Genomic DNA, 25,540 nt, shown 5'->3' with positions numbered 1-25,540 from the left:
ATCTGGATCATGTTTCCCGGAGCTGTGTCCGGGGTCACGTGAACTGGTTGCTGTGCAGCCTAGGGAGGGCGGAAGGGGGTTCCTGAGCCTTCCCGTTGAACGGGACAACGGGGGCACGGTTACGCCGACTTGTCTAGGAATATCGGGGGCACCTCGGGGGTGGACGCTTCGGTCAGTGCACGGGAAAGAGTTCTACCGGCAGAAATAAGTGTGGTGAGGACCTCATCGTGGTCGCACTGGTCGGTGCGGGCGACAAGGCCGAGGGAGCACTGCACCGAACCGTCGGTCAGGTCGAAACAGGGGACCGCGAACGACGTGTTCTCCGTGACCATGCCGCCGACGATGTGCCCGTAACCCTGCTGACGGATCTGGAGCAGATCTGCACGGACGCGCGACGGATCCATCGGCTCGCCGGTGACGCGGGCAGGCAGTGAGCCGTTCAGTACACGGTTGACGGCCTTCTCGCCACCGAAAGCGAGCATGGTCAACCCCGCCGAATTGTTGTGGATCGACAACCGGGAGGCGTGTCGACTCAGGATCCGGAGCGGGTACGTGGCATCGTAGTGTTCCAGGTAGAGCACACTGAGCGAATCGAAGTCCGGCACAGCCAGACATATGTGGTGGTTGAACCTGCGGTGGAGACCCTCGAGTACAGGTTTGGCCAGTTCACGGAGTTGTTCGAGGGGGCTGCACCGTACCGACGTCTCCCAGGAACGGACGCTGACAGTCAGATTCCCGTCGTCGAGGCGTTGCAGCATCCCCACCGAGGTCATCTCGGTGACGAGACGGTGGGTCGTCGACCGGGACAGCCCGGTGGACTCGGCGATCTGCGATGCCGTCAACCGGGGTGTGTCGGCGTCGAAACACTCCAGGATTCTCATCGCCCGTTGGAGGACGGACTCACCAGATCGCGAGTTTGCCACTGTTCCCTCACCTCAGTCCGTCGTCACGATGCCAGGAAACCGCAGATCAGTCCGTTGACGGTCTCCGGCTGCTCCAGGTTCGGCAGGTGCGCCGCCGGTGACAGGACCACGTAGGACGCCCCGTCGACACCGTCGGCGATCACCTTCACCGTCTCCGGTGCGGTGGACGGATCATGCTCACCGGCGATGACCAGTGTCGGAACGGTGATCTCGCCGAGACGGGAGGTGAAGTCCCACTGGGAGAGGGCGTCGCAGCAGGCGGCGTAGCCTTCGTCCGGGGTTGCGGCGATCATGTCGCGGAAGTGGTCCGTCGTCGCGGGGTTCTGCTCGCGGAAGCCGGGGGAGAACCACCGGGCGATGACTGCGTCGGCGAGGGCGGAGACACCCTCGGTCCGGGCGGTCCGGGCCCGGTCGACCCACCCCGAGGAGTCACCGAACTTCGCCGCGGTGCAGATGAACACCGCGCCCTCCACCCGGCCACTGGTGGCCGCGAGATATTGCGCGACCGCTCCGCCGAGGGAGAGTCCGACCACGGTGAACCGGTCGACCCCCAGACCGTCGAGGGTGTGCAGCACGTCCGCGGCGAGATCCGGCACGGTCGGGCTGGCGTCGTCGGCCGGTGTCATCGGTGACCGCCCGTGCCCGCGGTGGTCCAGTGCGATGACCCGCCGACTGTTGCTGAGGCCGTCGAGCTGGGGCAACCACATCTCGGTGGTCGAGCCGAGCGAGCCGAGCAACACCACGGTGTCGGCGTCGGTGGGACCGTAGGTGTCGGTGTGCAGGGTCAGGGGAGAGGTTCCAGGGTTCGCTGAGGTCATGAATCGGCTCCTTCGTGTGTGTGGCAGTGCGTACCGGGGGGACGCCCGTCAGGCTTACTCTGCTTCGAGGACGGCGGCCAACCCCTGTCCACCACCGATACACATGGTGGCCAGGCCGCGCAGGGACGCGGAACCGTCGCCACCGCGGCGGCGCAGTTCGTGGCAGAGAGTCACCAGCATCCGGGCGCCGGTGGCACCGACCGGATGCCCCAGCGAGATCCCGGAACCGTGCGGGTTCAGGCGGGGATCGTCGGCGGCCACGCCCCACTCCTGCAGCACCGACAGCGCCTGTGCAGCGAAGGCCTCGTTGAGTTCGATGACGTCGAGGTCGTCCAGGGACATTCCGAGCCGCCCGAGCACGCGGGCGGTGGCCGGCACCGGACCGATGCCCATGGTCTCCGGGGCGACACCGGCCACGGCCCAGCCGCTCAGCCGGGCGAACGGTTCCAGGCCGAGTTCCTCGGCACGGGCACGGGTGGTGACGACCATGGCGGCGGCGCCGTCGTTCTGGCCGGAGGCGTTGCCGGCGGTGACGGTGGCCTCGTCGTCCTGTCGGCCCATCACCGGGCGCAGTCCGGCGAGCTTGTCGGTGGTGGTGCCCGGGCGCGGGTGCTCGTCGCGGTCGACGACTGTCTCCGGGTCACGGCGCCGCTTACCCGGTACCGTCACCGGGACGATTTCGTCGGTGAACAGTCCCTCGTCGATGGCGGCGACGGCGCGGCGGTGAGATTCGGCGGCCAGTGCGTCCTGCGCCTCACGGGTGATGCCGTATTCGCGGCGCAGGTTCTCGGCGGTCTCGATCATGCCGCCTGGGATGGGGTGATTGCGTCCTCCGGCGGAGGCCCGTCCCTCGGCGAGGCGGTCGTGCAGCACAAGGTCGCCACCCTTGACACCCCAGCGGATCGAACCGTCGACGGAGTAGCCGGTGCGGCTCATGGACTCGGCGCCGCCGGCGATGATCAGGTCTGCCGCGCCGGTGGCAACGTGGGCGGCGGCGGTGACCACGGCCTGCAGACCGGAGCCGCAGCGTCGGTCGAGCTGCATGCCCGGCACGCTGTCGCCGAGTCCGGCGTCCAGGGCGACGACGCGTCCGAGGGCAGGGGCGGCACCGTCGGGGGAGGCCTGTCCGAGGATGATGTCGTCGATGGAGTCGGCGCTCAGTCCGGTGCGTTCGACGATGGCGCTGACGACAGCCGAGGCCAGGTCCTGGACGGGCACGTCGGTGAAGGCTCCGCCGTAGGCGCGACGGGGGTGCGCAGTGGTGAGCACAGTACGACGTCGGTCGGTGAGGGAGTGGTGGTGGACGGTGTGGTGTCGGTCATGGGGGTCCTAATCTGTCGTTGTCTGTGGGGGTCTGTCGGGGTTCAGAGCTGTTGTGCGGCGAGGTCGCCGCTGATTGCGCGTGCCGCCGCCAGGAGCTCGGGGATGATGTCGCGGTGCAGGTCGTCGATACCGTAGACCTCGGTGCGGGTCGAGACGTTGACTGCGGCGACCGTGCGCCCGTCCGGACCACGGACGGGGGCGGCGACCGACCGCAGGCCTATCTCAAGTTCCTGGTCGACCAGGGCCCACCCCTGGTCACGGACCGTCTGGAGTTCGGCACGGAGCTGGCCGGCAGCGGTGCAGGTGCGTGGGGTCAACGGTTCCAGAGCGACGCTGTCGAGATAGGAGTCGAGATCCACGGGGTTCAGGTCCGCGAGAAGCACCCGGCCCATCGACGTGGCGTAGGCGGGGAAACGGGTGCCGATGGTGATCGACACCGCCATGATCCGGCGGACCGGGACGCGGCTGACGTAGACCACGTCATGTCCTTCCAGGACCGACATGGAGCTTGATTCGTTGATGCGCCGCGAGAGTTCCTCCAGCCGTGGCTGGCCGATGTCCGGCAGCGACAACGACGAGAGGTAGCTGTGGCCGAGTTCCAGTACCCGGGAGGTCAACCAGAACTCGGTGCCGTCGGTGTTGGCGTAGTCCATGGAGACCAACGTGTGCAGGAACCGGCGTGCGGTGGCCCGGGCCAGCCCGGTCCGTTCGGCGACCTGCGCGAGCGTGAGGCGGGGGTGTTCGCCGTCGAAGCAACGGATCACCGCGAGGCCGCGCACGAAGGACTGGACCTGGCCCCCGGGGCCGTCCCCGGATGTTCTGTCGTCTGTCTGTGTCACCGGATTGCTCCTGTCATCCGTTCATGCAGCGAACATTTGTCCATTGCGCGAACACCAGTGTACAGTTTTCCATATGCTTGACAAAACATTCAGCACAGCAGACGAGGCGGTGGCGGACCTCTGCGACGGCGCGTCTGTCGCTGTCGGTGGATTCGGCCTGGTAGGCATCCCGTCCGTCCTCATCGACGCGGTCCGGAAGCGTGGCGTCCGGGACCTCACGATCATCTCCAACAACTGCGGAACCGACGGCTTCGGTCTGGGTACGCTCCTGGAGGATCATCGTGTGGCACGCACGATCGGGTCGTACATCGGGTCGAACCGGATCTACGCCCAGCAGTACCTCAGTGGTGAGCTTTCCGTGGAGTTCACCCCGCAGGGCACGCTCGCCGAGCGTATGCGTGCCGGCGGTGCGGGTATCCCGGCGTTCTACACCAAGGCCGGGGTCGGAACGGAACTGGCCACCGGGGGGCTACCGGTGCGCTACAACCCGGACGGGTCAGTCGCTGAATTCTCCGAGCCCAAGGAGACCCGCAGTTTCGACGGCGAGGACTACATCCTGGAGACGGCGATCAGGGCAGATGTCGGACTGGTCCACGCGCACAAGGCGGACCGCCAGGGCAATCTCGTGTTCCGTGAGACCGCGCAGAACTTCAACCCGGAGGCAGCCAAGTGTGCCCGGGTGGCGATCGCGCAGGTCGAGCATCTGGTCGATCACCTCGACCCGGACGAGGTCCACCTGCCCGGTATCTACGTCGACCGCGTGGTGCACATCGGCCCCCAGGAGACCGGCATCGAGAACCGTACGACCCGGCCCGACCAGACGAAGGAGTCCTGAAACCATGGCATGGAACCGTGAACAGATGGCAGCACGTGTGGCCGCCGAGCTGCAGGACGGCCAGTACGTCAACCTCGGCATCGGAATGCCCACGTTGGTCCCGGGTTTCCTCGACGAGGGCATCGACGTCATCCTGCATTCAGAGAACGGGGTCCTGGGCGTGGGGCCTTACCCGACCGAGGACGAGGTCGATCCCGAGCTGATCAACGCGGGGAAGGAGACCATCACCGTCAACGAGGGTGCGAGTTTCTTCAGTTCCTCGGAGTCTTTCGGGATGATCCGTTCCCGGTCGGTCGACGTCGCGGTGCTGGGCGCCATGGAGATCTCCCGCCACGGGGATCTCGCCAACTGGATGGTCCCCGGCAAGCTGGTGCGCGGTATGGGTGGGGCAATGGACCTGGTGCACGGTGCGCAGAAGATCATCGTGATGACCGACCACATCACGAAGAACGGTACCCCGAAGATCGTGGAGCAGTGCTCCCTGCCGCTGACCGGGGCGAAGTGCGTGGACCTGATCGTGTCGTCCCACGGTGTCTTCGAGGTTGACCCGGTGAAGGGTCTGACGTTGGTCGAGTGTGCCGACGGTGTCACCGTCGACGAGCTGCGGGAGATCACCGCCGCACCGTTCGAGGTTCGCTGACAGACACACTGGCGACCACACCTACTTCTGCGGACAGAACTCTTGTCCGGGAAACACGACCGGCCCTTTCCCACCGCCACCCCCGGACTCCGTAGAGTAGCCAGGCTCACCGTCCCCCCCGTCGTCCCGTTGAACGGGAATGGGCCAGCGTACCGGCACGTCCTTCCTAGGCTGCACACTGACCACCACGCATCACCATGAAGGGACAGTGACGTTGGCAGTGACGACAAAGTCAGCAGAAGCGAACGGGAAACAGCAGGGGGACAGGGACGTCGACCTGCTCATCGTCGGCTCGGGCGCAGGCGGGCTCAGCGCGGCGCTGACGGCGGCGGCCCGAGGACTCAGAGTCCTCGTCGTCGAGAAGAGTCAGTACGTGGGCGGAACCACCGCCTATTCGGCGGGCACATGCTGGGCTCCCGACAACGCTTTCCAACGCTCCGACAACAACGACGACGACCGCGCCCGTGCCGAGCGGTACCTGGACCGCCTGGTCGGTGACAAGTCCGATCCTGACCTCCGGAGTGCCTACCTGGACAGCGCGCCTCAGATGCTGAGAGAAATGGACGGACTCGGAGTCCGGTTTCTGCACTCACCGGCTGTCGTCGACTACCATTCGGAGCTTCCCGAAACGGGCCAGACAGGCCGTGCACTCGAGCCCGAACCTTTCGACGGGCGTGCCTTCGGCCGACGCGCATTCCGGGACATTCGCCCACCCGTACCGGAGTTCGCCCTGATGAGCGGGACACTGATGCTGCGGCGTCCTGAGGTCGCGACCCTGCTGGGGTTGTTCTCCAGGTCGGTCGTCCCCACCGCAAAGGCAGTGGGACTGGCGCTGAAACTCGGATTCCGGTGGGCTACTGACCGTGCCTCCGGGTACCGCCGTGGTACCCGCCTGGTGATGGGCAACGCGCTGATCGCATCGATGTACCGTGCCTTTCTCGACCGCGGCGGAGAGGTCTGGACGAATGCCCGGCCCGTGGAGTTGACCACGGATGAGGGAGCGGTCACCGGTGCTGTCGTGGCGAGCGGGGGCAGGACGCTCCGCGTCCGTGCGAGCGGAGGTGTCGTGCTTGCGGCAGGAGGTTTCTCACAGTCCGTAGAACTGCGCGAAAAGCTTCTCCCTCAGCCGACCCCGCAGTACAGTCGTGCCGCGGACAGCGTCACCGGCGACACATTCCCCCTGGCCGAGGCGGTCGGGGGCTCCCTCGGCTCCGACAATGGTGAGAATGCTCTCTGGTTCCCCAGTTCCGTCGCCACCCGGAAGGACGGCTCGCAAGCGGTGTTCCCCCATATCTGGGACCGCGCGAAGCCCGGAATCATCGCCGTCGACTCCACCGGTCGCCGGTTCGTCGACGAATCCTGTTCATACCACCGTTTTGTCCGGGCGATGTACGACCAGCCGGACCAACGGGCCGTCCCGGCGTGGCTGGTCGTCGATTCCCGGACCCTGTCCAGGTACGGACTCGGCGTGATCACCATGCCGCACCTCCCCGCATTCCTGTTACGCCGCCACATCAGGGAGGGGTACCTGCGCACCGGCGCGACCGTGGAAGAGCTCGCCCGCACCATCGGGGTTGATCCGGAGGGGCTCACGGAGACGGTACGTCGCTACAACGGCTTCGCCGAGACCGGCGTGGACGAGGACTTCGGCAAGGGGGAGAAGCTCTTCGGCAGGGTTGCCGGGGACCCGGATCACGAACCCAACCCGAATATCGGTCCGATCGAGAAAGCGCCGTTCCACGCCATCGCGGTACACCCCACGCCACTGGCGACGACCTACGGTATCCGGGTCGACACCTCCGCCCGGGTGGTGGACAACGACGGTGTGCCACTCACCGGTCTCTACGCCGCTGGCGTCGACGCGGCGGGTGCCATGGGGTCTGAGTACCCGGGTGCGGGTGTCCAGGTCGGTTCGGGTCTGACGTTCGGGTGGCTCGCGGGACGGCACGCAGCGGGCCGTGTACAGGACCGCATACAGAACCACCCCGTCCACCGTCGGTCGTCGAACCGAGAGTCCTGGGCAGGACCACGGCAGGCTCGCCACGTCCGGTGATGCGCAGGGGGCTAGAACACGATCGTGGTGTTCCCGGTCCGGATCACCTTGTCCTGGGCGTGCCAGAGCACGGCCCGGGACAGGACGGACCGCTCGACCTCTGCTCCCAGCCGCTTCAGGTCGGGAACGTGGTCCCTGTGACTGACGCGCACCACGTCCTGCTCGATGATGGGGCCCTCGTCCAGATTCTCGGTCACGTAGTGGGCCGTGGCACCGACGAGTTTCACTCCGCGCTCCTTCGCCTTGCGGTAGGGGGCGGCGCCGATGAAGGCGGGCAGGAAAGAGTGGTGGATGTTGATCACGGGCACGCCGACCTGCTCGAGGAAGTCACTGGAGATGATCTGCATGTAGCGGGCCAGGACGATGAAGTCCACGTTGCCCTTCAGCAGGCGCAGGATCTCCGCCTCGGATGCGGACTTGTCCGGCCCCGCCTGCGAGGGGACGTGGAAGAACGGTACCCCGAACGAGCGGACGTCCTCGACGGTCCCGGTGTGGTTGGAGATCACCATGGGGATCGTGACCGGCAGGTCACCGCGACGCTGGCGCCACAACAGGTCGAGGAGGCAGTGGTCGTCCTTGGACGCCAGTATCACCATCCGCTTGGGTTGGGAACGGTCGGACAGTGACCATGCCATGTCGTAGGGATCGAGGGTCTCCGCAAGGTCGGCCCTGATGTCGTCCATGACGGTGACGAGGTTCTGACGGTGAAAGACGATGCGCTGGAAGAACCCGCCGTCCTCAGGATCAGAGGAGTGCTGGTCAAGCGAGATGATGTTGCCCTTGTTCCGGGTTATCAGTGCGGCGATGACGGAGACCAGACCAGGCTGGTCAGGTCCGTGGACCACCAGACAGGCGTGGTCGGTCAGGGAGGTGATGGACGGGGGCAAGGGGTTCTTCCTGGTCGTTCGGTCGGGCTCGGTCGGACGTTCTTCAGCTGGTTGTTCGTCAGTGGCAGCTGCTCCGGAGGCAGTCTACCCCGACGGCCCCGCAGCACCTCCGCCACCCGATGTGCACCGGGCGGGACCACGGCGCATCCGCCGCGTCGGCTGGTTCGAGACACTGTGTCGGGACGCCGCGTCGCACGGCGCGAGGGTATGATGGGCCGGACGCGTTACCCACGAATTGCCGACACGTTTCACAGGAGAGTTCGTCTCACATGCCATCGATGCAGGAAAGCGCCGAACTGCTCAAGTGTTCGTTCTGCGGAAAGAGCCAGAAGCAGGTCCGCAAGCTGATCGCAGGCTCCGGTGTGTACATCTGCGATGAGTGCATCGAGCTCTGCAACGAGATCATCGAGGAGGAGCTCGCCGCTGGCGCGTCCCCGTCCGGTGACACCACCGACCTGCCACACCCCGCGGCGATCACCAGCTTCCTCGACGAGTACGTCATCGGGCAGGACGACGCCAAACGCACCCTGGCGGTCGCCGTCTACAACCACTACAAGCGCATCCGTGCCGAGACGGATGACGCCGGCGCCCGCCGGAACGACGATGCGGTCGAACTGACCAAATCCAACATCCTCATGCTCGGCCCCACCGGCTCCGGCAAGACCTATCTGGCGCAGTCCCTGGCCAGGATGCTGGACGTACCTTTCGCCATCGCCGACGCCACCAGTCTCACCGAGGCCGGCTACGTCGGTGAGGACGTCGAGAACATCCTGCTCAAGCTGTTGCAGGCCGCCGATTTCGACGTGGCGAAGGCACAGCAGGGCATCATCTACGTCGATGAGGTCGACAAGATCTCCCGCAAGTCGGAAAGCCCCTCGATCACCCGCGACGTCTCCGGTGAAGGTGTCCAGCAGGCGCTGCTGAAGATCCTCGAGGGCACCGTCGCCGCCGTCCCCCCGCAGGGCGGCCGCAAGCACCCGAACCAGGAGCTCATCCAGTTCGACACGAAGAACGTCCTGTTCATCGTCTCCGGCGCCTTCGCCGGGCTGGAGAAGGTCATCGCCGAACGGCGCGGGCGTAAGGGCGTCGGCTTCGGATCGGAGATCCGCGGGAAGTCGGACGAGGACCCGGATCCGTTCCGTTTCGTCGAGCCGGAGGACATGGTGAAGTTCGGTCTGATCCCCGAGCTCATCGGCCGTCTCCCCGTGATCACCCACGTCGGGCATCTCGACGAGGACGCCCTGGTGCGTATCCTCACCGAACCGAAGAACTCCCTGGTGCGCCAGTACCAGCGCCTCTTCGAGATGGACGGCGTCCAGCTGTCCTTCGAGGACGAGGCGCTGCGCGGTATCGCCAGGAAGGCTCTCGAACGGGAGACCGGTGCCCGTGGCCTGAGGTCGATCGTGGAGAACCTCCTGCTGCCCGTGATGTACGCCATCCCCGACGACAAGGACACCGGGGAGGTCATCATCACCGGTGCCAGTGTGGACGGAGAGGCGGAACCGCAGCTGCTCACGCACGAAGAGGTCGCCGAACGCGACCGCCGCAGTGCCTGACCCTGTGGCGCCCGCTCAGATCGTGCCAGGAGGGGGCGGTCAGTCGTCGTAGAGCGCGGCGATGTGGTCGTCGACGGATCCGTCGTCCTCGTCAGCGTCATCCCGGCCGCCCCGACTGTTCCGTTCCTGGATGTCGAGATCGTCGGCGTATGCGTCGTAGGACGGGAACGGTTCGGAGTCTGCGGGGTCCTGCAGTTCGGTGAAGTCGGGCAGATCCTCCGGGCGGTAGGTGACGACTTCCTCCACAGAACCACCGTCACCGGCGGTGTACAGCGATGCCGAGACGGACGACGGCGTGGTCGTGGTCGGTGCTGCGTGGGTGTAAGAACTGCCCTGTGTCGTGGGCATGGACGTCGTGAGGAACGCCAGCACGGTGTCACAGGCCAGCTTCTCGAGCCCGTCCACGGTCGCGGCATGGTCCATGTCGGTGCCGTAGAGCAACTGGAACATGGTGCCCTGTGAGGCGGGGAAACAGCACAGTGACGTGATGAGTACGTACACGTCCTCGGCCGAGATACCGGGCCGGAACGCGCCGTAGTCCTGACCCCGCATCAGCACCCGGTCGATCTGCAGGACGACCGGTGAGGACTCCAGTACATCGGAGCGTCCTTCCAGGTGGGTCCGAGACATCACGTTCTCGGCGATGATCAGCCGCACCGCGTCCGGGTTGGCCCGGTGTCGACGGTACGCCGTACGGACCAGCGAACGGACGGCCTCGGCGGGGACCAGGCGTTCGACGTCCAGATCCTCCGGACGAGGCCAGAGGCGCCGGAACGCGAAACGGATCGCCTCGTCGTACAACACGCGGGTGTCGCGCAGCAGAGGGTGGGACGGCGACACGCCAGCTCCCACCGCGATATCCCGGGTATCGGCCGACAGGCCGGAGCGCACCAGCTCAGGGATCGCAGTATCCAGGATCAGCTGGTACTCCTCCGGCGGGCAGTCGTAACGCCGGTGGCTGCCTGGCAGCTCGACGGGGTCGGTCATCACAAGGGCTCTCCTGGCCTGGTCTCTTGTTCCCTCCCTCAGGACGAATCCCGGGGGTAAAGGGGTCGGTACGAGTACACACCCGGTGGGGCTGCCCGAAGGCGCGGCAAGCCGATGTTCTCATCTGATGTTGCCATGGAGTACCCATGCTAAGCGCTACTAACGAACGAGTTGACCACAATGTTTGCACTCCCCACCAATGAGGGGGCACCGGAACAGGGGGAGGGGGCACGGAATGTGGAACACGTTTACATTGGGAGGGCACCGACCATATGCCGGACTATCACCGAAACCCAACCAGGAACGAGGTCGAGCACCATGTCGACAGCCACCACACCCGTCACAGTCACCGTCACCGGAGCCGCCGGTCAGATCGCCTATTCGCTGCTGTTCCGCGTCGCCGCCGGGGGTGCTTTCGGTGACCGACCGGTGGCACTGCGGCTGCTGGAGATTCCCGACGCACGCCGCGCGGCCGAGGGGGTGGCGATGGAGCTGTCGGATTCCGCGTTCCCTCTCGTTGAGAGCATCACCGTCACCGACGACCCGGAGGAGGGGTTCGCGGGAGCCGACGCCGTCTTCCTGGTCGGCGCGAAGCCGCGGGGCAAGGGTGAGGAGCGTTCCGACCTGCTCATCGGTAACGGGAAGATCTTCGGGCCACAGGGGCAGGCCATCGCACGGAACGCCTCGCCGGACGTGCGTGTGCTGGTCGTGGGGAACCCGGCCAACACCAATGCCGCGATCCTCGACGCCCACGCCGGGCTCTCGGCCGGCCAGGTCACCGCGATGACGCGGCTGGACCACAACCGCGCGCTCGCTCAGCTCGCCGAGAAGCTGGGGACCTCGACAACGCGTCTGACGAACATGACGGTGTGGGGTAACCACTCGTCGACCCAGTTCCCGGACATCGCCGAACTGCGGATGGACGGGGAACCCGTCGCGGAGTCCCTCGACCAGACCTGGGTGGACGAGGAGTTCATCCCGCGGGTCGCGCAGCGCGGCAGCGAGATCATCGACGTTCGTGGATCGTCCTCGGCAGCGTCCGCAGCATCCTCTGCCGTGGACCACATGCACGACTGGTTCCACGGGACCCCGCAGGGCGACTGGGTGTCCGTCGCCATGCGTTCCGACGGGTCCTACGGGATTCCTGAGGGACTGTTCGCCAGTTTCCCGTGCCGCTCCGTCAACGGGACGTGGGAGATCGTCCAGGGCCTGGAGCTTGGCGAGCGTCAGCAGGAGCGCATCCGTGCCACCGCTGACGAGCTGGCGTCCGAACTCAATACGGTGCGCGAGGCAGGGATGCTGTGACACAGTGGGTGGATGCCCCGACAAAATGACCTGAATCACAGTACAGGCGAGGCGAATCCCGGGAACGGTGAGTTCCGTCCCGGATTCGTTGACACGGTCACCGCCGCTGGCGCCCGCCTGCTGGGCGCCGTCACCGGAAGACTCCCCGGATCCGCCTGGCGGAAATGGGGCGGCCGCCGGAACCGGGACGGTGACGTACTGGACCCGGACGTGGCGGCGACCCTGCTGTCCCTCAAGGTCGTCAGCTCCCTCGACATCGTCGACGTCCCGCCGGTGCACTCCCGTCGGATCGTGGAGCGGGAGGCCTACCTGGCGGCGGGGAAGGTCCGGGTGGCGGAGGTGACCGACACCGACATCGCCGGTGTGCCGGTCAGGGTCTACCTCGACAAGCCGTCGGATACGGCGGTGGGGCAGCCCCGGCCGACGCTGCTCTACCTTCATGGCGGAGGGTGGGTGACTGGCTCTCTCGACAGTCACGACGCCGCGTGCCGCAGCCTGTGCGCGGAGGGCGGTGTCACCGTCGTATCTGTCGACTACCGCCTCGCTCCGGAGCATCCGTTCCCCGCGGCCCTGGAGGATGCCACGGCTGTTTTCACCGCGCTCCAGGACGGGGCGCGGGTCGCCGGGACGGTGGTGGACACCGACCGCCTCGTGATCTCCGGCGATTCCGCCGGCGGCAACCTCGCCGCGTCCTGCTGCCTGTGGTTGCGTGAGCACGGCCGGGCACAACCTGCGCTGCAGCAGTTGTTCGTCCCCGTCACGGACCTGTCATCCCGGACGGCAAGTTACGAGGAGTTCGGACGTGAGGGTCTCTACCTCACCGCGGCGCAGATGGACTGGTACGAACACCACTACCTCGGCCGCAGCAGTGACCTGACCGAGGCGGTGGATCCGACAGACCCCCTGGTGTCACCGTTGCTGGAGCCCGACCTCTCCGGACTGGCGCCCGCCTACGTCGCGGTGGCCGGTTTCGATCCGCTCCGGGACGAAGGAGAGGCCTACGCCAGGCGGCTCGAATCGGCGGGTACACCCGTGACTCTTCGACGACACCGCGGGCTGGTGCATCCCTTCATCAACTCGGTGGCGTTGTGGGCAGGGGCGCGACGGGCGATGCTCGACGCCACCGCACACATGAGGACTACCCTCGGGACGCATGGCTGAGAAGAACGGACAGCAGAACCAGAACGACCAGAAACACCCTGGCCCGTCGGTCAAGGACAAGGAGCTCTACGAACGTCTCCGCGGTGAGGGCGAGTCGAAGGAGAAATCCGCACGTATCGCCAATGCCGCAGCGAACACCTCGCGCTCCGAGATAGGCCGACGTGGCGGGGACTCGCCGAGCTACGACGAGTGGAGCAAAGACGAGCTCTACGAGCGGGCCCGGGAGCTCGACATCTCCGGCCGCTCGTCGATGACCAAGGACGAGTTGATCAAGGCACTGCGCGACGACTGAGTCGGCTGAGCTTATTGCTCCAGGTGGTCGAACTTGCTTTCCCAGGCGGCCGCCACCGGGTTGGCGTCGGCGATCATGTGGTTGAAGCGGTCGTTCGCGATCTCCACGACCTCCCCGAGCAGTTGCACGTGTTCCTGGGCCGGGGAGTTCTCCAACCGACGGATCCCCTCGCTGATGATCTGGGTGCGGGAATCCAGCCGGCCCAGGCAGGTGACGAACGGCATGCCGAAACGCTCGCGGTAACGCTCCGACAGCTCGACGAGCTGCTCCTGCTCCACATCGTCCATCGTGTCCAGGTTCTCCAGGGCGACAGAGCCGGCGAAACCGGAGATGCGCTTGGACGCCTCCGGGTCCAGAAGTAGTTCGGCCATGGACGGGTAGTCGCGGATGAGTGCCTTCTGATCACCGCGCTCGGCGGTGAGAACCGCCTCCTGGACGGCGTCCCGCAGATCCTGGACGGTGGTGAACGGTGCGGCGGCGTGGGCGTTCTCCAGCGGCCACAGTGTGTTGTTGAACAGCGGGGCGAAAGTCTCCACGAAGGTGCCACGGTCCATGGCGTTGACGTCCTCCAGGGTGATCGTGCGCCCGCCGGCGTCGCGCGTCACATCGGGGGAGGGGCGCCGTCCCACGTGGAAGAACAGCAGGTTCAGCAGGATCGCCGCAATCGAGCCGGTCGTGACACCGGAGGCGAAGAACACCTGGGCCCAGTCGGGGAACAGCAGCGCGATGTCCGGTTTGAAGGCCACCAGCATGCCCAGGCCGATGGAGATGGTCATCACCGCGGCATTACGGTTGTCGGCGAGGTCGACCTTGCCGAGCGTCTGGATGCCCACCAGGGCCACGTTGGCGAACAGCGCGAGGCTGGCAGCTCCGAGCACCGGCCCGGGGATCGCGCTGACCACGGCGCCGGCCTTGGGGATCAGGCCGATGACGATCATGATCACACCGGCGCCGGCGACGACCCAGCGTGAGCGCACGCGGGTCATCCGCACCAGCCCGACGTTCTGGGCGAAGCAGGTGTAGGGGAAGGAGTTCAGCACGCCGCCGAGCGTGGTGGACAGGCCGTCGGCACGCAGCGCGGCGGAGATGTGGTTCTTCTTGATGCGCTTGCCGACGATCTCGCCGGCGGCGAAGACGTCACCGGTGGTCTCGACCATGGTGATGAGCATGACGATGCACATCGAGATGATCCCGGTGAGCACGAACTCCGGCGCACCGAAGTAGAACGGGGTCGTGAAGCCGACCCAGTCGGACGATCCGACGTCGTTGAAGCCGGCGTCCCCGAGGATGACTGCCGCGCCCGTGCCGACCACCAGTCCGATGAGGATGGCCAGGGTGCCGAGGAATCCCTTGAAGAAACGCTGGGCAAGCAGGATGACGGCCAGCGTGACTCCCGCGTAGGCCATGTCGGATGCGTCGGGCGTGCCCTCGGCGAAGCTGGTGATGTCGTTGGCGGCCACCCCCAGCAGCGTGATGCCCATTGTGGTCAGCACGGTGCCGATGACCACCGGTGGGAAGAACCGGATGAACTTCGCGAAGTAGGGTGCGGCGAAGAACGTGAACAGGCCCGCGACGATGATCGAACCGTAGATGGCGGGGAGCGCTTCGACCCCGCCCTCCCCGCCGGTGGTCGCCAGGCCGATCGCGATGATCGGTGAAATCGCGGTGGTCGTCACACCCTGGATGATCGGCAGACGGACACCGACCTTCCAGAAACCGACGGACTGGATCAGCGTGGCGATGCCACAGGTGAACAGGTCGGCGTTGATGAGGTGGATCGTGGTCTCTGCGTCGAGGCCCAGACCGCTGGCGATCAGCAGCGGCACGACCACCGCACCGGCGTAGAACGCCAGGACATGCTGGGTCGACAGGACCGCCAACTTTCCTTTCGGCGGGACCTGGTCGACGGGGTGCTTGGGAGGCGCAGAGGGCGCGTCAGTTCTGGTGCTCATGTGGCGGCTTTCCGGAAACGTCGGTACAGCGCGGCAGGCCCGCGGCGGAGTTACCGGATCAGCATATGCGGTACAGCGGTCACAGCAGAACTGCCCCCGGTGGACGGGCCGCGGTGGGTGGCCCGTCGGTGCCCGTCGGTGCCCGTCGGTGCCCGTCGGTGCCCGTCGGTGCCCGTCGGTGAGGCACAGAGCAACCCCACAGGTCGGTCTCCCCGACCTGTGGGGTTGCTCTGTATCTCAGGGTAAAGACCCTGTGTCTACTGCTGGGCGACCCGCACCAGGTGGTCGTTGACGAATTCGCCGACCCCCCATTCGGCGAGCTCACGTCCGTAGCCGGAGCGTCCCACGCCACCGAACGGGAGTCCTGCGGCAGTCACGGAGGCCTCGTTGACGAAGGACATGCCGACCTCCAGGCGTGCCGCGGCGTCCTCGGCGACCTTCAGGTCAGTGCCCCACACGGACCCGGAGAGTCCGTAGTCGGAGTTGTTGGCGATCTCCACGGCCTCGTCGACGTCCTTGGCCTTGTAGACGATGGCCACCGGGCCGAAGACCTCGTTGCAGCCCACGTCGGCCGTGGGGTCCACATCGGTGAGCAGCGTCGGCTCCATGTAGGCGCCCGGACGGTCGATGCTGTCACCGCCGACACGCACGGTGGCGTCGCCGTTGGCCTTCGCGTCGGCGAGGCGCTGGACGATCTCGTCCCGGGCGTCGATGGAGGACAGCGGGCCGACGTCGGCGTTCTCGTCGTCCCACGCGCCGGCAGTGAGCGCGCTGATGCGCTTCTCGAGGCCCTCGACGACACGGTCGTAGAAGCTGTCCATCACAATCAACCGCTTGGGGGCGTTGCAGGCCTGGCCGGTGTTGTACATGCGGATGCCGACGTACTGGTCGAGGACGGAATCGAGGTTGTCGTCGTCGATGACGATGAACGGGTCATTGCCGCCCAGCTCAAGGAGCGACTTCTTGTAGTTCTCCCCGGCCGTCTTCGCGACCGCGGCACCCGCCCGCTCGGAACCGGTGAGGGACACGCCGGCGACGCGGGGATCGGCGACGAATGCGTCCATCTGGGAGCCGGAGGCGTAGATGTTCTGGAAGACGCCCTTCGGCAGACCCGCTTCCTCGAGGATGTCCTGGCACGCCTGGGAGGACAACGGGCAGATCGAGGCGTGCTTGAGTACCAGTGAATTCCCGAGCAGTAGGTTCGGTGCCGCCCAGCGGGCGACCTGGTAGTAGGGGAAGTTCCACGGCATGATGCCGAGCAACGGGCCGATCGGATCCTTGCGCACGTAGGTGTGCTGGGCGCCCTGGGCGGGCAGTTCCTTGTCGGCGAGCAGTTCATGGGCATGTTCGGCGTAGTAGCGGTAGATGTCGATGACGATGCCGAGCTCTGCCTTGGCCCACTTGTTCAGCTTGCCCATCTCGCGTCCAATGTAGGACGCGAGATCGTCCTTCCTCTCGTCGTAGATGTCGGCGGCACGGCGCAGGACGGCGGCGCGTTCGTCGATGGTGGTCGTACGCCAGGACCGGTAGGCGGCGGTGGAGCGCTCGAGGATGTCGTCTCGTTCAGAGTCCTCGATCCTCGTGAACGTGTCTTCGGTCTGGCCGGTGGACGGGTTGTTCACACTGAAATTGCTCATGACTCCCGTTGTACCCTTGGCGCACGTGACTGTCGACGCCCCTTGGGGTGGTCGTGAGACGGTGGAGCGTCGGTGGGTTGGCGACGATGGGCGGAATGCGAGTCTGTAGGTGTCGAGTCGCGCAACTCGGTGCCGTGATACTCACATTCCGCCCCGGGACGCGGCGACGCCCCCGTACTCCGTATGGATCTCAGCGAGGGCCGGGGTTAGTCCTCCCAGTAGATGGTGCCTTCCAGACCGAGGTCTTCAAGGGCGTAGTCGTACTCGAACTTTCCGCCGACGGCGTCGTTTCCGGCGCCCGTACCGGTTCCCGTGGTCACGAAGCTGACGTCGGCGTCCCGGTAGGCCTTGCCCTCTTCGACCTCGTCGAGTCGGAAGCCGAGGGCGTCGCCATCGGAAATGTCGCATTCTTCTGCACCGCCGCCGATGATGCTGTTCGCCATGCGGTCATCCTCGCCCAGGATCCCCATGTCAGGTTCGGAGGAAAGACCGGCGTAGTCGGTGTCGGAATCGTTCTCGGGATCGGGGGTGAAGTCCGGATTCTCCGCTGTGCCGAGCAAGGTCATCTCGTAGTTGACGCAGACGAAGTGGTCGACGTCGGTATCTTCATCCTGGAGCTCCACGGCATCGGCCGGAAGGTCCTTGAGTCCGGAGACTGTGACATCCCAGAACTGCAGGACGCCACCACGGTTCTGGGTGAGGACCTGTGCGGTGTCCCCGAAACTGAGCCTGGTGTCGGCAGGGGTGAGTTCGAAGCCGTCAGGTGCGCCGGCGAGGTCGATGTCGGTCTCAGCAGTTCCGTCGTCGGAATCGCCTGTGCCGCCGGTGTCGCCTGCTGACTGGGAGTCGGTGGAGCTGCTGTCCGAGTTTGAGTCGGAGTCGTCGGAGGAGCAGGCGGTGAGTGCGAGTGAAGGGACGGCAAGACCCGCGATGACGGCGAGCCTGAGCTTCTTGAAATCGGTCATGGCAAGACCATAAAACACCCTGAGTGCAGACGGACGGAAAATTACAGAACTTGCCGTCCGAACCTGAGGAACCTGCTGTCACCGTAAGATCGGGCACTGTGAACGCACCGAAGGAGAATTCCAGCGACAGTGTCTGGTTGGTTTCTGACCTGCATCTGGGGCACCGGAAAGTCTCGGAACTGCGCGGATTCGCAGACACGGACGAGCACGACCGGGTGATCCCCGACCGATGTTCGGCCTGGAGTCGGTGCTGGAGTGGACTCCGGCCTACCGCAAGGTGTTCGACGTCATCGAGCTGGAAATGCAGATCCGTGTCGGACGCTTCCTGGTGCTGCTGACGCACATCCCTGCACCGGACCGGGTTGAGGACCCGTACTTGACTCCGGCGCTGGCACGGTGGTCAGCCCGCGGTGGGACGACCACCCGCGACGGTTTCGACTGCACGGTGCACGGTCACACCCATTCCTCGATGCCGGTGCGGCCGAAGAACGTCAACGTCAGTCTCGAAGCGACTGACCTGAAGCCGGTGTCTCCGGAACAACTGCAGGAGCTGGTGACCCGCGCGGTGAAGTGGAAGCACTGAGGTCTCCGGGTGCCGTACGGTGCCCTCAAATCTTCGAATCCAGTGTCTCGGCTGCGTTCCAGCCCGTCGAAGAGGTGCCAGACGGCGAGCATGGAGTGGGTCTTGCCGCCACCGAAGTTGGTCTGCAGGTTGATCACCAGGGAGGCGGTGGTGTCCCCTGCGGTGCGGTGGGGCGGCTCTGTGCCTGGTCTTCCTTGCGTTCCTGGATGATGCGTACACCGTTGCGCCGGGCGCCGAGTTATCCGACGGCCTTCTTGTCCTTGATCGCGGTGGCGAGCCGTTGCATCGTGTCGATGGTGCGGTAGGTGTCGTCGGCGGCGGAGGCGGCGTTGTGGGCACAGAGGTTCCGGGTTTCGCGGAGTTCGGAGGCGAGAGCTTCTTCGAGGCGGTCGAGGTACCGGCGTAGAGGCCACCATCCGGTACGGAACCGGTTGGTGGTGCCTCCGGTGAGGAACCGCAGGCAGCACGGAGGGGTCGGTGGCGGAATACTCCTGGCGCACCGCCTCCGTCTGCTTCGCGTTGACGCGGACATGACCCAGGAAGAGCTCGGTCAGCGTGCGGGAATGAGCCGGAACCAGGTTCAGAACTTCGAACGCGGCCACGGCACAGGCAAGAACGGGCGGGTCCTCAATCCGACGATGGAGAAGATCTACCAGCTGGCTTACGCGCTGAACGTGCCGCCGGCCGTGCTACTGCCCGACGTCGGGCGGAAGGTCCAGCCGCGAAGCCGTTCGGCGGAGGATCCACCGACGTTGGAGGAGATTCAGAACGTCGACATCGTGTGGCCGCATGCCGTTGTCGTGGACGATGGTGTAGAGCACTGACACCGTCGAACACCTGCAGACACCGGCTGGCAATGTCCAGGGTGCTGTGTAGGCTCTATGACAACAACCCCGACGGTGCGGCTAACACCGACGAGGTTGCCCGAGCACCTTAGTGCCCGTGGTCCTCTACTGGTTGAACCAGCGGAGAATTTCGGTCACAAGTTCGGCGAAGCCGCTTGCCACACAGATCCAGGGTAGGACCGTGGCGGCGGCTTTCCTTTTCTTGTCACCGGGCTGATCATCCGGGTCTTCACCACAGGGTGGGGAAGTCACGGCAATCACCCCCTGTCTGACGTCGCAGGGTCCACGTTCACCGGCGTGAACCTCGCGCCCGAGCGCGCGAACCTCAGTACCGGTCCGAGGGGCCGGAGCAAGAGGTCTACGCAGAAGCGAGGAGGGCGACCGGAAGGTCGCACCGCCGTGAACCATAACGACGGGCTCGGACATGAAATCCGCGCCAACGGCTACCCCGCCGATCCGGTCTCAACCGTGTCCGAACTCTGCACTAGACTGTGCAACCGTGACTGATCAGACCAGCGCCAGCGCAGCCAGCAGCAATTCCGGGACCGGTAACCGGGCGGACCAGCTCCCGAAGCAGTGGACCCCCGCCGACGTCGAATCCGAGCTCTACCAGGGATGGGTTGACTCCGGATACTTCCGCGCGGACGCCACCAGTGACCGTCCGCCGTTCTCCATCGTCCTGCCGCCGCCGAACGTCACCGGCCAGCTGCACATGGGGCACGCCCTGGACCACACGCTGATGGACGCGATGGCACGACGTAAGCGCATGCAGGGCCATGAGGTGTTGTGGCTGCCCGGATCTGACCACGCGGGTATCGCCACCCAGACCAAGGTCGAGGGCCAGCTCAAGGAAACCGAGGGTAAGGACCGCTTCGACTACGGTCGTGACGAGTTCGTCGGCAAGGTCTGGGAGTGGAAAGAACAGTACGGCGGCGTCATCCAGTCGCAGATGCGCGCCATCGGCGACTCCGTCGACTGGGACCGTGAACGCTTCACCCTGGATGACGGCCTGTCCCGTGCGGTGCAGACCATCTTCAAAGAACTCTTCGACCGCGGTCTGATCTACCGCGCCAAGCGCATGGTCAACTGGTCGCCGGTGTTGCGCACGGCGATCTCGGACATCGAGGTCGTCTACTCCGACGACGAGGGTGAGCTGGTCACCCTGCGTTACGGTGACGCCTCCGGCCAGGGGCCGCACGTGGACGTCGCCACCACCCGTGTCGAGACGATGCTCGGCGATGTCGCCGTCGCCGTGCACCCGGAGGACGAGCGCTACAGGGACCTGGTCGGCTCGCGTCTGCCGCACCCCTTCATCGAGGGTCACAGCATGGTCGTCATCGCCGACGACTACGTCGACCCGGAGTTCGGTACCGGTGCAGTGAAGATCACCCCTGCACATGATCCGAATGACTTCGAGATGGGCCGCCGCCACGACCTCGACATGCCTGAGGTCATCGACGAGACCGGCCACATCGCGAACACCGGGACACGGTTCGACGGGATGGACCGGTTCGAGGCGCGCGAGGAGATCCGTCTGGCTCTGGAGGAGCAGAGCCGCGTGGTCAAGCGCATCAGCCCGTACGTCCACTCGGTCGGTCACTCGGAGCGCTCCAAGGAAGCCATCGAGCCGCGTCTCTCCGAGCAGTGGTGGGTCAAAGTCGAGGAACTGGCGAAGATGGCCGGCGACGCGGTTCGTGAGGGCGACACCGTCATTCACCCCTCCTCCCAGGAACCACGGTGGTTCGACTGGGTCGACGACATGCACGACTGGTGTATCTCCCGCCAGCTGTGGTGGGGTCACCGCATCCCTATCTGGTACGGACCCGACGGTGAGATCGTCTGCTGCGGCCCCGATGACGACGCCCCGGCCGGGGAGGGCTGGCACCGCGAGGAGGACGTGCTCGACACGTGGTTCAGTTCTGCGCTGTGGCCCTTCTCCACGATGGGGTGGCCGGAGCACACCGACGAGCTGGCGAAGTTCTACCCGACGTCCGTGCTCGTCACCGGCTACGACATCCTGTTCTTCTGGGTCGCCCGCATGATGATGTTCGCGACCTTCGCCGACACCGTCTCCGGTTCCACGCTGGGTGACGGTGAGTCCGGTACCGGCGCAGGCCAGCGCGGGGGACGTCCGCAGGTGCCTTTCACCGACGTCTTCCTCCACGGCCTGGTGCGCGACGAGCACGGTCGGAAGATGTCGAAGTCCCTGGGTAACGGCATCGACCCGATGGACTGGGTGCGCGACTACGGTGCGGACGCCCTGCGGTTCACCCTCGCCCGCGGTGCGAACCCCGGCACCGACCTGCCGATCGGTGAGGATTCCGCCCAGTCGTCCCGCAACTTCGCCACCAAGCTGTTCAACGCGACCAAGTTCGCGCTGATGAACGGTGCCCGCGTCCTGCCCGCTGCCGAGCAGGACGCATTCCCGGCCCGCGATCAGCTGACCGATCCTGACCGCTGGATCCTCGACAAGCTCGAGGAACTGCGCGTCCACGTCGACACCCACCTGGACCGCTACGAGTTTGCCGTCGCGAACGAGGCCCTGTACCGCTTCACCTGGGGTGAGTTCTGCGACTGGTACCTCGAGATCGCCAAGGTGCAGATCCCCCGCGACTGGGAGACAGCCACCGAAGAGGAGCGTACCCGCGGTGACAACACCCGGTTGGTGCTCGGGCGCGTCCTCGACACGGTCTTCCGTCTGCTGCATCCCTCGATGCCGTTTGTCACCGAGACGTTGTGGACGGTGCTCACCGACGGCGTGGACGGCTACGCTGACAGCCTCGTCGTCACCGACTGGCCGACCGCGGCCAACACCAACGGTGGCGCGGCCACCGACGTCGATGCGGTGCGTCGTCTCGACGACGTGGAGAAGCTCGTCACGGAGATCCGTCGCTTCCGGGCCGACCAGGGTGTCAAACCCTCGCAGAAGGTTCCGGGCCGCTTCGACGCCGCCACCGCCGACCTCGCCGGCCTCGAGGACGCTGTCCGGTCGATCGTGAAGCTCACCGCCCCGGAGGGGGATTTCACCCCGACAGCGTCGGTGGAGCTGCGCCTGTCGAACGCGACGATCACGGTGGAGGTGGACACCTCCGGCACCGTGGACGTCGCCGCCGAGCGCAAGCGTCTGGAGAAGGACCTCGCGGAGGCCAACAAGGAACTCGAGCGCGCGGACAAGAAGCTCGGCAACGACAACTTCCTGGCCAAGGCCCCGGAGAAGGTCGTCGCCGAGATCAAGGAGCGTCGCGGCATCGCCGTGGACGAGGTCGCACGCATCACGGCACGACTGGCCGACCTGACAGGGAAGTGATCCCCGACTGTGACTGACAAGAACGAGGACTTCGGCGAAGCGACGCTCAACGCCACCGGGTTGGATCTGCCGATCGATCTCACCGAGCCGGCGAACAGTGACGAGGACGCAGCGAAACTCGCCCGCCCGGTGACCGCCGACGACCTTGCCGCGCTGGCGGAGGTCGAGGCCGAACTCAACGAGCGGTGGCCAGAGACCAAGATCGACCCCACCCTGGACCGCATCCGCCAGCTCATGGACCTGCTCGGCAACCCGCAGCGGAACTACCAGGCCGTCCACGTCGCCGGAACCAACGGGAAGACGTCGGTCGTCCGCATGGTGGAGGCGCTTCTGCGCGCATTCCACCGGCGCACCGGGCGCACCACCAGCCCTCACCTGCAGCTGGCCACCGAACGTATCGCGATCGACGGTGTCCCACTGCACCCGGCGGATTACGTCCGTACCTGGCGCGAGATCGAACCCTTCGTGGACATGGTCGACACCCGGTCCGAGGCCGCCGGCGGGCCGCGGATGAGCAAGTTCGAGATCCTCGTGGCCATGGCCTACGCCGCGTTCGCCGACGCACCCGTCGATGTCGCTGTGGTCGAGGTCGGGATGGGAGGCCGGTGGGACGCCACCAACGTCATCGACGCCGATGTCGCTGTGGTCACTCCGGTCGGTCTTGACCACACCGATTACCTCGGCGACACTCTCGCCGAGATCGCCGGCGAGAAGGCCGGGATCATCAAGCAGCGCTGGGATGCCGACGACCTGCTCACTCCTCCAGACAACGTCGCGGTCATCGCCGAGCAGGAGCCTGAAGCTCTCGAGGTGCTCCTGCGCCAAGCGGTCGAGGCTGATGCGTCTGTGGCCCGGGCAGGCAGTGAGTTCGCCGTCGTGGAATCCACCGTCGCCGTCGGTGGCCAGACGCTCACGCTGAAAGGACTCGGCGGGGTCTACAGCGAAATCTTCCTGCCATTGTCAGGGGAGCACCAGGCGCGGAACGCAGCCACCGCTCTGGCTGCGGTGGAAGCCTTCTTCGGCGCCGGTGCCGGTCGGATGCTCGACGAAGAGACCGTCCGGCGCGGTTTTGCACAGGTGAGCTCACCTGGGCGTCTGGAACGGGTACGGGCCACCCCCAGCGTGTTCATCGACGCCTCCCACAACCCCCACGGTGCCCGCGCGCTGGCTCAGGCCGTCGACCGGGACTTCTCCTTCCGACGCCTGGTCGGCGTCGTCGGCGTACTCGGCGACAAGGACGCCCGTGGCATCCTCGCCGCGCTGGAACCCGTACTCGATGAAATCGTGGTTACCCAGAACACCTCGCCACGTGCCGTCGACGTCGAGGACCTCGCAGAGTACGCGCGGGACGCCTTCGGCGAGGAGCGTGTCCACGTCGCACCGAATCTGCCCGGTGCCGTCGAGCTTGCCGTGGAACTCGCTGAAGACGACGGTGGCTTCGGCGACAGCCAGGTCTCCGGGGCGGGCGTCCTGGTGACCGGTTCGGTCGTCACCGCCGGTGAGGCGAGGACCCTGTTCGGAAAGGACCCGGCATGACCACTGCAGCAACCGCGGCCCGGGTCGCCCCGAAACGGGTCGCCCTCTACCTCGGCTCCGCCCACGGGGACAGCCCCGCCTACCGGGACATGACCGTCGCCGTCGTCCGACACCTGGCGGCGAGCGGCCATTCACTGGTCTACGGCGGCGGTTCCGTCGGGTTGATGGGCATCGCCGCGAACACCGCTCTGGAGGAGGGAATGGACGTCCACGGCGTGATCACCCGGCACCTGTACGACGGGGAGACCGGACACACCGGTCTGACCAGCCTGGAGATCGTCGAGACCATGAACGAACGCAAGAACAGGATGGCCGAGACGGCGGACGCCATGGTCACCCTGCCCGGTGGTATCGGCACACTCGAGGAGTTCTTCGAGGTGTGGACCGCCCAGGTGCTCGGCATCCACCACAAGCCCGTGGCGTTGATGGATGTCGAGGGGTACTGGACCCCGCTCCTCGGCATGCTCGACCAGATGGTCTCCCGTGGTTTCTTCAACGCCGAGCACCGTGACGGGCTCATCCACCTCACCGAGGTCTCCGGGCTGAGTGCCGCGTTGGACTCCTGGACCCCGGCTGCGGCAAAGTGGTCGCAGAAGAAGGTTCACACGACCACCGGTGCGATGACCGGCGAAACGAGGATGCTGTGAGTGACAACACCACCCCTCTGGGGCCCGCGCACGAGATGCAGGTCGACCCGTTCAAGGGACTGAAGGGCATGATGGCCGGGATCATGCTCATGGAGGCGATCACCGTGCTGCTGGTGCTCGCGGTCGTCGGTGTCGTCGACGACGGGGCGCACGCCACCGTGTTCAACATGACCTACGTCGCCGTGCTCGGCGTGGCGATGGTGGTGGCGTCGTTCCTGCAGTTCCGTCCGTGGGCGGACAAGATGAACATCGCGTTGCAGGTCTTCGCGGTGCTCGGGGTGTTCGTGCACCCCACGATGCTCTTCGTTGCGATCCTGTTCATCCTCGCGTGGTGGTACACCTACCATCTCCGCGCGAACGTGAAGAGCCGGATGGACAGGGGGCTGCTGCCCGCCCAGCACTACTACGTCGAGGAAGACCGGGACTGACGGGGACTGGCCGGGGGACCG

The 25,540-nt window shown here is 66.0% G+C and carries 22 protein-coding genes and 1 pseudogene; 13 read left to right on the top strand and 10 right to left on the bottom strand.

What is annotated here, in order from left to right:
* Positions 1-119: 119 nt before the first annotated feature.
* The 4 genes and pseudogenes from BJF89_RS14815 to BJF89_RS14800 all read right to left on the bottom strand — a co-directional run bounded on the left by BJF89_RS14815 (position 120) and on the right by BJF89_RS14800 (position 3,903).
* Positions 120-923, bottom strand: a complete 804-nt coding sequence (locus tag BJF89_RS14815; protein WP_139312102.1) for an IclR family transcriptional regulator — start codon at positions 921-923, stop codon at positions 120-122.
* Between the two features lie 23 nt (positions 924-946).
* Positions 947-1,741: a 3-oxoadipate enol-lactonase gene (gene pcaD, locus BJF89_RS14810; protein WP_075815850.1), complete on the bottom strand. Its 795-nt coding sequence runs from the start codon at positions 1,739-1,741 to the stop codon at positions 947-949.
* Positions 1,742-1,795: 54 nt separating this feature from the next.
* Positions 1,796-3,063, bottom strand: a pseudogene (locus tag BJF89_RS14805) (acetyl-CoA C-acetyltransferase).
* 42 nt (positions 3,064-3,105) lie between these two features.
* On the bottom strand, positions 3,106-3,903 hold the full coding sequence (locus BJF89_RS14800; RefSeq protein WP_075815849.1) for an IclR family transcriptional regulator C-terminal domain-containing protein: 798 nt from the start codon (positions 3,901-3,903) through the stop codon (positions 3,106-3,108).
* A 73-nt stretch (positions 3,904-3,976) separates the two neighbouring features.
* On the opposite strand from BJF89_RS14800, the gene BJF89_RS14795 reads away from it, so the two are divergent.
* The 3 genes from BJF89_RS14795 (at position 3,977) to BJF89_RS14785 (ending at position 7,431) form a co-directional block, all read left to right on the top strand.
* Positions 3,977-4,738 carry a CoA transferase subunit A gene (locus BJF89_RS14795; RefSeq protein WP_075815848.1) on the top strand — a complete coding sequence of 254 codons (762 nt, stop codon included), beginning with the start codon at positions 3,977-3,979 and terminating at the stop codon, positions 4,736-4,738.
* Positions 4,739-4,742: 4 nt separating this feature from the next.
* Positions 4,743-5,378, top strand: a complete 636-nt coding sequence (locus BJF89_RS14790; RefSeq protein ID WP_075815847.1) for a 3-oxoacid CoA-transferase subunit B — start codon at positions 4,743-4,745, stop codon at positions 5,376-5,378.
* Positions 5,379-5,598: 220 nt separating this feature from the next.
* Positions 5,599-7,431 carry an FAD-dependent oxidoreductase gene (locus tag BJF89_RS14785; protein WP_139312099.1) on the top strand — a complete coding sequence of 611 codons (1,833 nt, stop codon included), beginning with the start codon at positions 5,599-5,601 and terminating at the stop codon, positions 7,429-7,431.
* Between the two features lie 11 nt (positions 7,432-7,442).
* Here the strand turns inward: BJF89_RS14785 and purU are convergent, their stop codons facing one another.
* Positions 7,443-8,318 carry a formyltetrahydrofolate deformylase gene (purU, locus tag BJF89_RS14780; RefSeq protein ID WP_075815845.1) on the bottom strand — a complete coding sequence of 292 codons (876 nt, stop codon included), beginning with the start codon at positions 8,316-8,318 and terminating at the stop codon, positions 7,443-7,445.
* A 278-nt stretch (positions 8,319-8,596) separates the two neighbouring features.
* Here purU and clpX point away from each other — a divergent pair, with 278 nt between their 5' ends.
* The gene (gene clpX / locus BJF89_RS14775; protein ID WP_075815844.1) at positions 8,597-9,874 is read left to right on the top strand and encodes an ATP-dependent Clp protease ATP-binding subunit ClpX; all 1,278 of its coding nucleotides are present in this window, start codon (positions 8,597-8,599) and stop codon (positions 9,872-9,874) included.
* Positions 9,875-9,913: 39 nt separating this feature from the next.
* Here the strand turns inward: clpX and BJF89_RS14770 are convergent, their stop codons facing one another.
* The gene (locus BJF89_RS14770) at positions 9,914-10,861 is read right to left on the bottom strand and encodes a TetR family transcriptional regulator (RefSeq protein WP_075815843.1); all 948 of its coding nucleotides are present in this window, start codon (positions 10,859-10,861) and stop codon (positions 9,914-9,916) included.
* 318 nt (positions 10,862-11,179) lie between these two features.
* Between BJF89_RS14770 and BJF89_RS14765 the strand changes: the two genes are divergently transcribed.
* The 3 genes from BJF89_RS14765 to BJF89_RS14755 are packed head-to-tail and all read left to right on the top strand — an operon-like array spanning position 11,180 to position 13,619.
* Positions 11,180-12,166, top strand: a complete 987-nt coding sequence (locus BJF89_RS14765) for a malate dehydrogenase (RefSeq protein WP_075815842.1) — start codon at positions 11,180-11,182, stop codon at positions 12,164-12,166.
* A gap of 12 nt (positions 12,167-12,178) precedes the next feature.
* Positions 12,179-13,327, top strand: a complete 1,149-nt coding sequence (locus BJF89_RS14760) for an alpha/beta hydrolase (RefSeq protein ID WP_075815841.1) — start codon at positions 12,179-12,181, stop codon at positions 13,325-13,327.
* Complete coding sequence (locus BJF89_RS14755) at positions 13,320-13,619, top strand: Rho termination factor N-terminal domain-containing protein (RefSeq protein WP_075815840.1); 300 nt, start codon at positions 13,320-13,322, stop codon at positions 13,617-13,619. The genes BJF89_RS14760 and BJF89_RS14755 overlap by 8 nt, the downstream gene beginning before the upstream one ends.
* Before the next feature lie 11 nt (positions 13,620-13,630).
* Here the strand turns inward: BJF89_RS14755 and BJF89_RS14750 are convergent, their stop codons facing one another.
* The 3 genes from BJF89_RS14750 to BJF89_RS14740 all read right to left on the bottom strand — a co-directional run bounded on the left by BJF89_RS14750 (position 13,631) and on the right by BJF89_RS14740 (position 18,173).
* Entirely contained in the window at positions 13,631-15,571 is a 1,941-nt protein-coding gene (locus tag BJF89_RS14750) for a solute carrier family 23 protein (RefSeq protein WP_075815839.1), read from the bottom strand.
* 257 nt (positions 15,572-15,828) lie between these two features.
* Positions 15,829-17,208: an NAD-dependent succinate-semialdehyde dehydrogenase gene (locus tag BJF89_RS14745; RefSeq protein ID WP_075815838.1), complete on the bottom strand. Its 1,380-nt coding sequence runs from the start codon at positions 17,206-17,208 to the stop codon at positions 15,829-15,831.
* A 206-nt stretch (positions 17,209-17,414) separates the two neighbouring features.
* Positions 17,415-18,173, bottom strand: a complete 759-nt coding sequence (locus BJF89_RS14740; RefSeq protein WP_075815837.1) for a hypothetical protein — start codon at positions 18,171-18,173, stop codon at positions 17,415-17,417.
* A 229-nt stretch (positions 18,174-18,402) separates the two neighbouring features.
* Between BJF89_RS14740 and BJF89_RS18695 the strand changes: the two genes are divergently transcribed.
* The gene (locus BJF89_RS18695) at positions 18,403-18,756 is read left to right on the top strand and encodes a hypothetical protein (RefSeq protein WP_158026085.1); all 354 of its coding nucleotides are present in this window, start codon (positions 18,403-18,405) and stop codon (positions 18,754-18,756) included.
* A 238-nt stretch (positions 18,757-18,994) separates the two neighbouring features.
* On the opposite strand, the gene BJF89_RS18305 is transcribed toward BJF89_RS18695, so the two are convergent.
* Positions 18,995-19,288, bottom strand: a complete 294-nt coding sequence (locus BJF89_RS18305) for a Swt1 family HEPN domain-containing protein (RefSeq protein ID WP_083650876.1) — start codon at positions 19,286-19,288, stop codon at positions 18,995-18,997.
* Here BJF89_RS18305 and BJF89_RS14725 point away from each other — a divergent pair.
* From BJF89_RS14725 to BJF89_RS14705, 5 genes are all read left to right on the top strand, one after another.
* Positions 19,287-19,580 carry a helix-turn-helix domain-containing protein gene (locus BJF89_RS14725; RefSeq protein ID WP_083650874.1) on the top strand — a complete coding sequence of 98 codons (294 nt, stop codon included), beginning with the start codon at positions 19,287-19,289 and terminating at the stop codon, positions 19,578-19,580. The two genes, BJF89_RS18305 and BJF89_RS14725, sit on opposite strands and share 2 nt — an antisense overlap.
* 445 nt (positions 19,581-20,025) lie before the next feature.
* Positions 20,026-22,908, top strand: coding sequence for a valine--tRNA ligase (locus BJF89_RS14720; protein ID WP_083650871.1), 2,883 nt, complete (start codon positions 20,026-20,028; stop codon positions 22,906-22,908).
* Between the two features lie 9 nt (positions 22,909-22,917).
* Positions 22,918-24,444, top strand: a complete 1,527-nt coding sequence (locus BJF89_RS14715) for a folylpolyglutamate synthase/dihydrofolate synthase family protein (RefSeq protein ID WP_075815832.1) — start codon at positions 22,918-22,920, stop codon at positions 24,442-24,444.
* On the top strand, positions 24,441-25,091 hold the full coding sequence (locus BJF89_RS14710) for a TIGR00730 family Rossman fold protein (RefSeq protein ID WP_075815831.1): 651 nt from the start codon (positions 24,441-24,443) through the stop codon (positions 25,089-25,091). The genes BJF89_RS14715 and BJF89_RS14710 overlap by 4 nt, the downstream gene beginning before the upstream one ends.
* A complete protein-coding gene (locus tag BJF89_RS14705; protein ID WP_075815830.1) occupies positions 25,088-25,519 on the top strand; it encodes a DUF4233 domain-containing protein in 432 nt (143 codons plus the stop codon). Before BJF89_RS14710 ends, BJF89_RS14705 begins: the two co-directional genes overlap by 4 nt.
* Positions 25,520-25,540 lie beyond the last annotated feature (21 nt).

Origin of the sequence: Corynebacterium sp. CNJ-954 (assembly GCF_001942345.1) — a bacterium.
GTDB lineage: Bacteria > Actinomycetota > Actinomycetes > Mycobacteriales > Mycobacteriaceae > Corynebacterium.
The sequence above is the reverse complement of the archived record's forward strand: the minus strand, read 5'-3'. Positions and strand labels throughout refer to the sequence as shown.

Coding starts and splice junctions, on each gene's coding strand:
- BJF89_RS14795 (WP_075815848.1), top strand. CDS start 3,977: ATGCTTGACAAAACATTCAGCACAGCAGACGAGGCGGTGGCGGACCTC.
- clpX (WP_075815844.1), top strand. CDS start 8,597: ATGCAGGAAAGCGCCGAACTGCTCAAGTGTTCGTTCTGCGGAAAGAGC.
- BJF89_RS14765 (WP_075815842.1), top strand. CDS start 11,180: ATGTCGACAGCCACCACACCCGTCACAGTCACCGTCACCGGAGCCGCC.
- BJF89_RS14720 (WP_083650871.1), top strand. CDS start 20,026: ATGAAATCCGCGCCAACGGCTACCCCGCCGATCCGGTCTCAACCGTGT.
- BJF89_RS14790 (WP_075815847.1), top strand. CDS start 4,743: ATGGCATGGAACCGTGAACAGATGGCAGCACGTGTGGCCGCCGAGCTG.
- BJF89_RS14745 (WP_075815838.1), bottom strand. CDS start 17,208: ATGAGCAATTTCAGTGTGAACAACCCGTCCACCGGCCAGACCGAAGAC.
- pcaD (WP_075815850.1), bottom strand. CDS start 1,741: ATGACCTCAGCGAACCCTGGAACCTCTCCCCTGACCCTGCACACCGAC.
- BJF89_RS14770 (WP_075815843.1), bottom strand. CDS start 10,861: ATGACCGACCCCGTCGAGCTGCCAGGCAGCCACCGGCGTTACGACTGC.
- BJF89_RS14725 (WP_083650874.1), top strand. CDS start 19,287: ATGACCCAGGAAGAGCTCGGTCAGCGTGCGGGAATGAGCCGGAACCAG.
- BJF89_RS14760 (WP_075815841.1), top strand. CDS start 12,179: ATGCCCCGACAAAATGACCTGAATCACAGTACAGGCGAGGCGAATCCC.
- BJF89_RS14710 (WP_075815831.1), top strand. CDS start 24,441: ATGACCACTGCAGCAACCGCGGCCCGGGTCGCCCCGAAACGGGTCGCC.
- BJF89_RS14750 (WP_075815839.1), bottom strand. CDS start 15,571: ATGAGCACCAGAACTGACGCGCCCTCTGCGCCTCCCAAGCACCCCGTC.
- BJF89_RS14740 (WP_075815837.1), bottom strand. CDS start 18,173: ATGACCGATTTCAAGAAGCTCAGGCTCGCCGTCATCGCGGGTCTTGCC.
- BJF89_RS18305 (WP_083650876.1), bottom strand. CDS start 19,288: ATGTCCGCGTCAACGCGAAGCAGACGGAGGCGGTGCGCCAGGAGTATT.
- BJF89_RS18695 (WP_158026085.1), top strand. CDS start 18,403: ATGTTCGGCCTGGAGTCGGTGCTGGAGTGGACTCCGGCCTACCGCAAG.
- BJF89_RS14755 (WP_075815840.1), top strand. CDS start 13,320: ATGGCTGAGAAGAACGGACAGCAGAACCAGAACGACCAGAAACACCCT.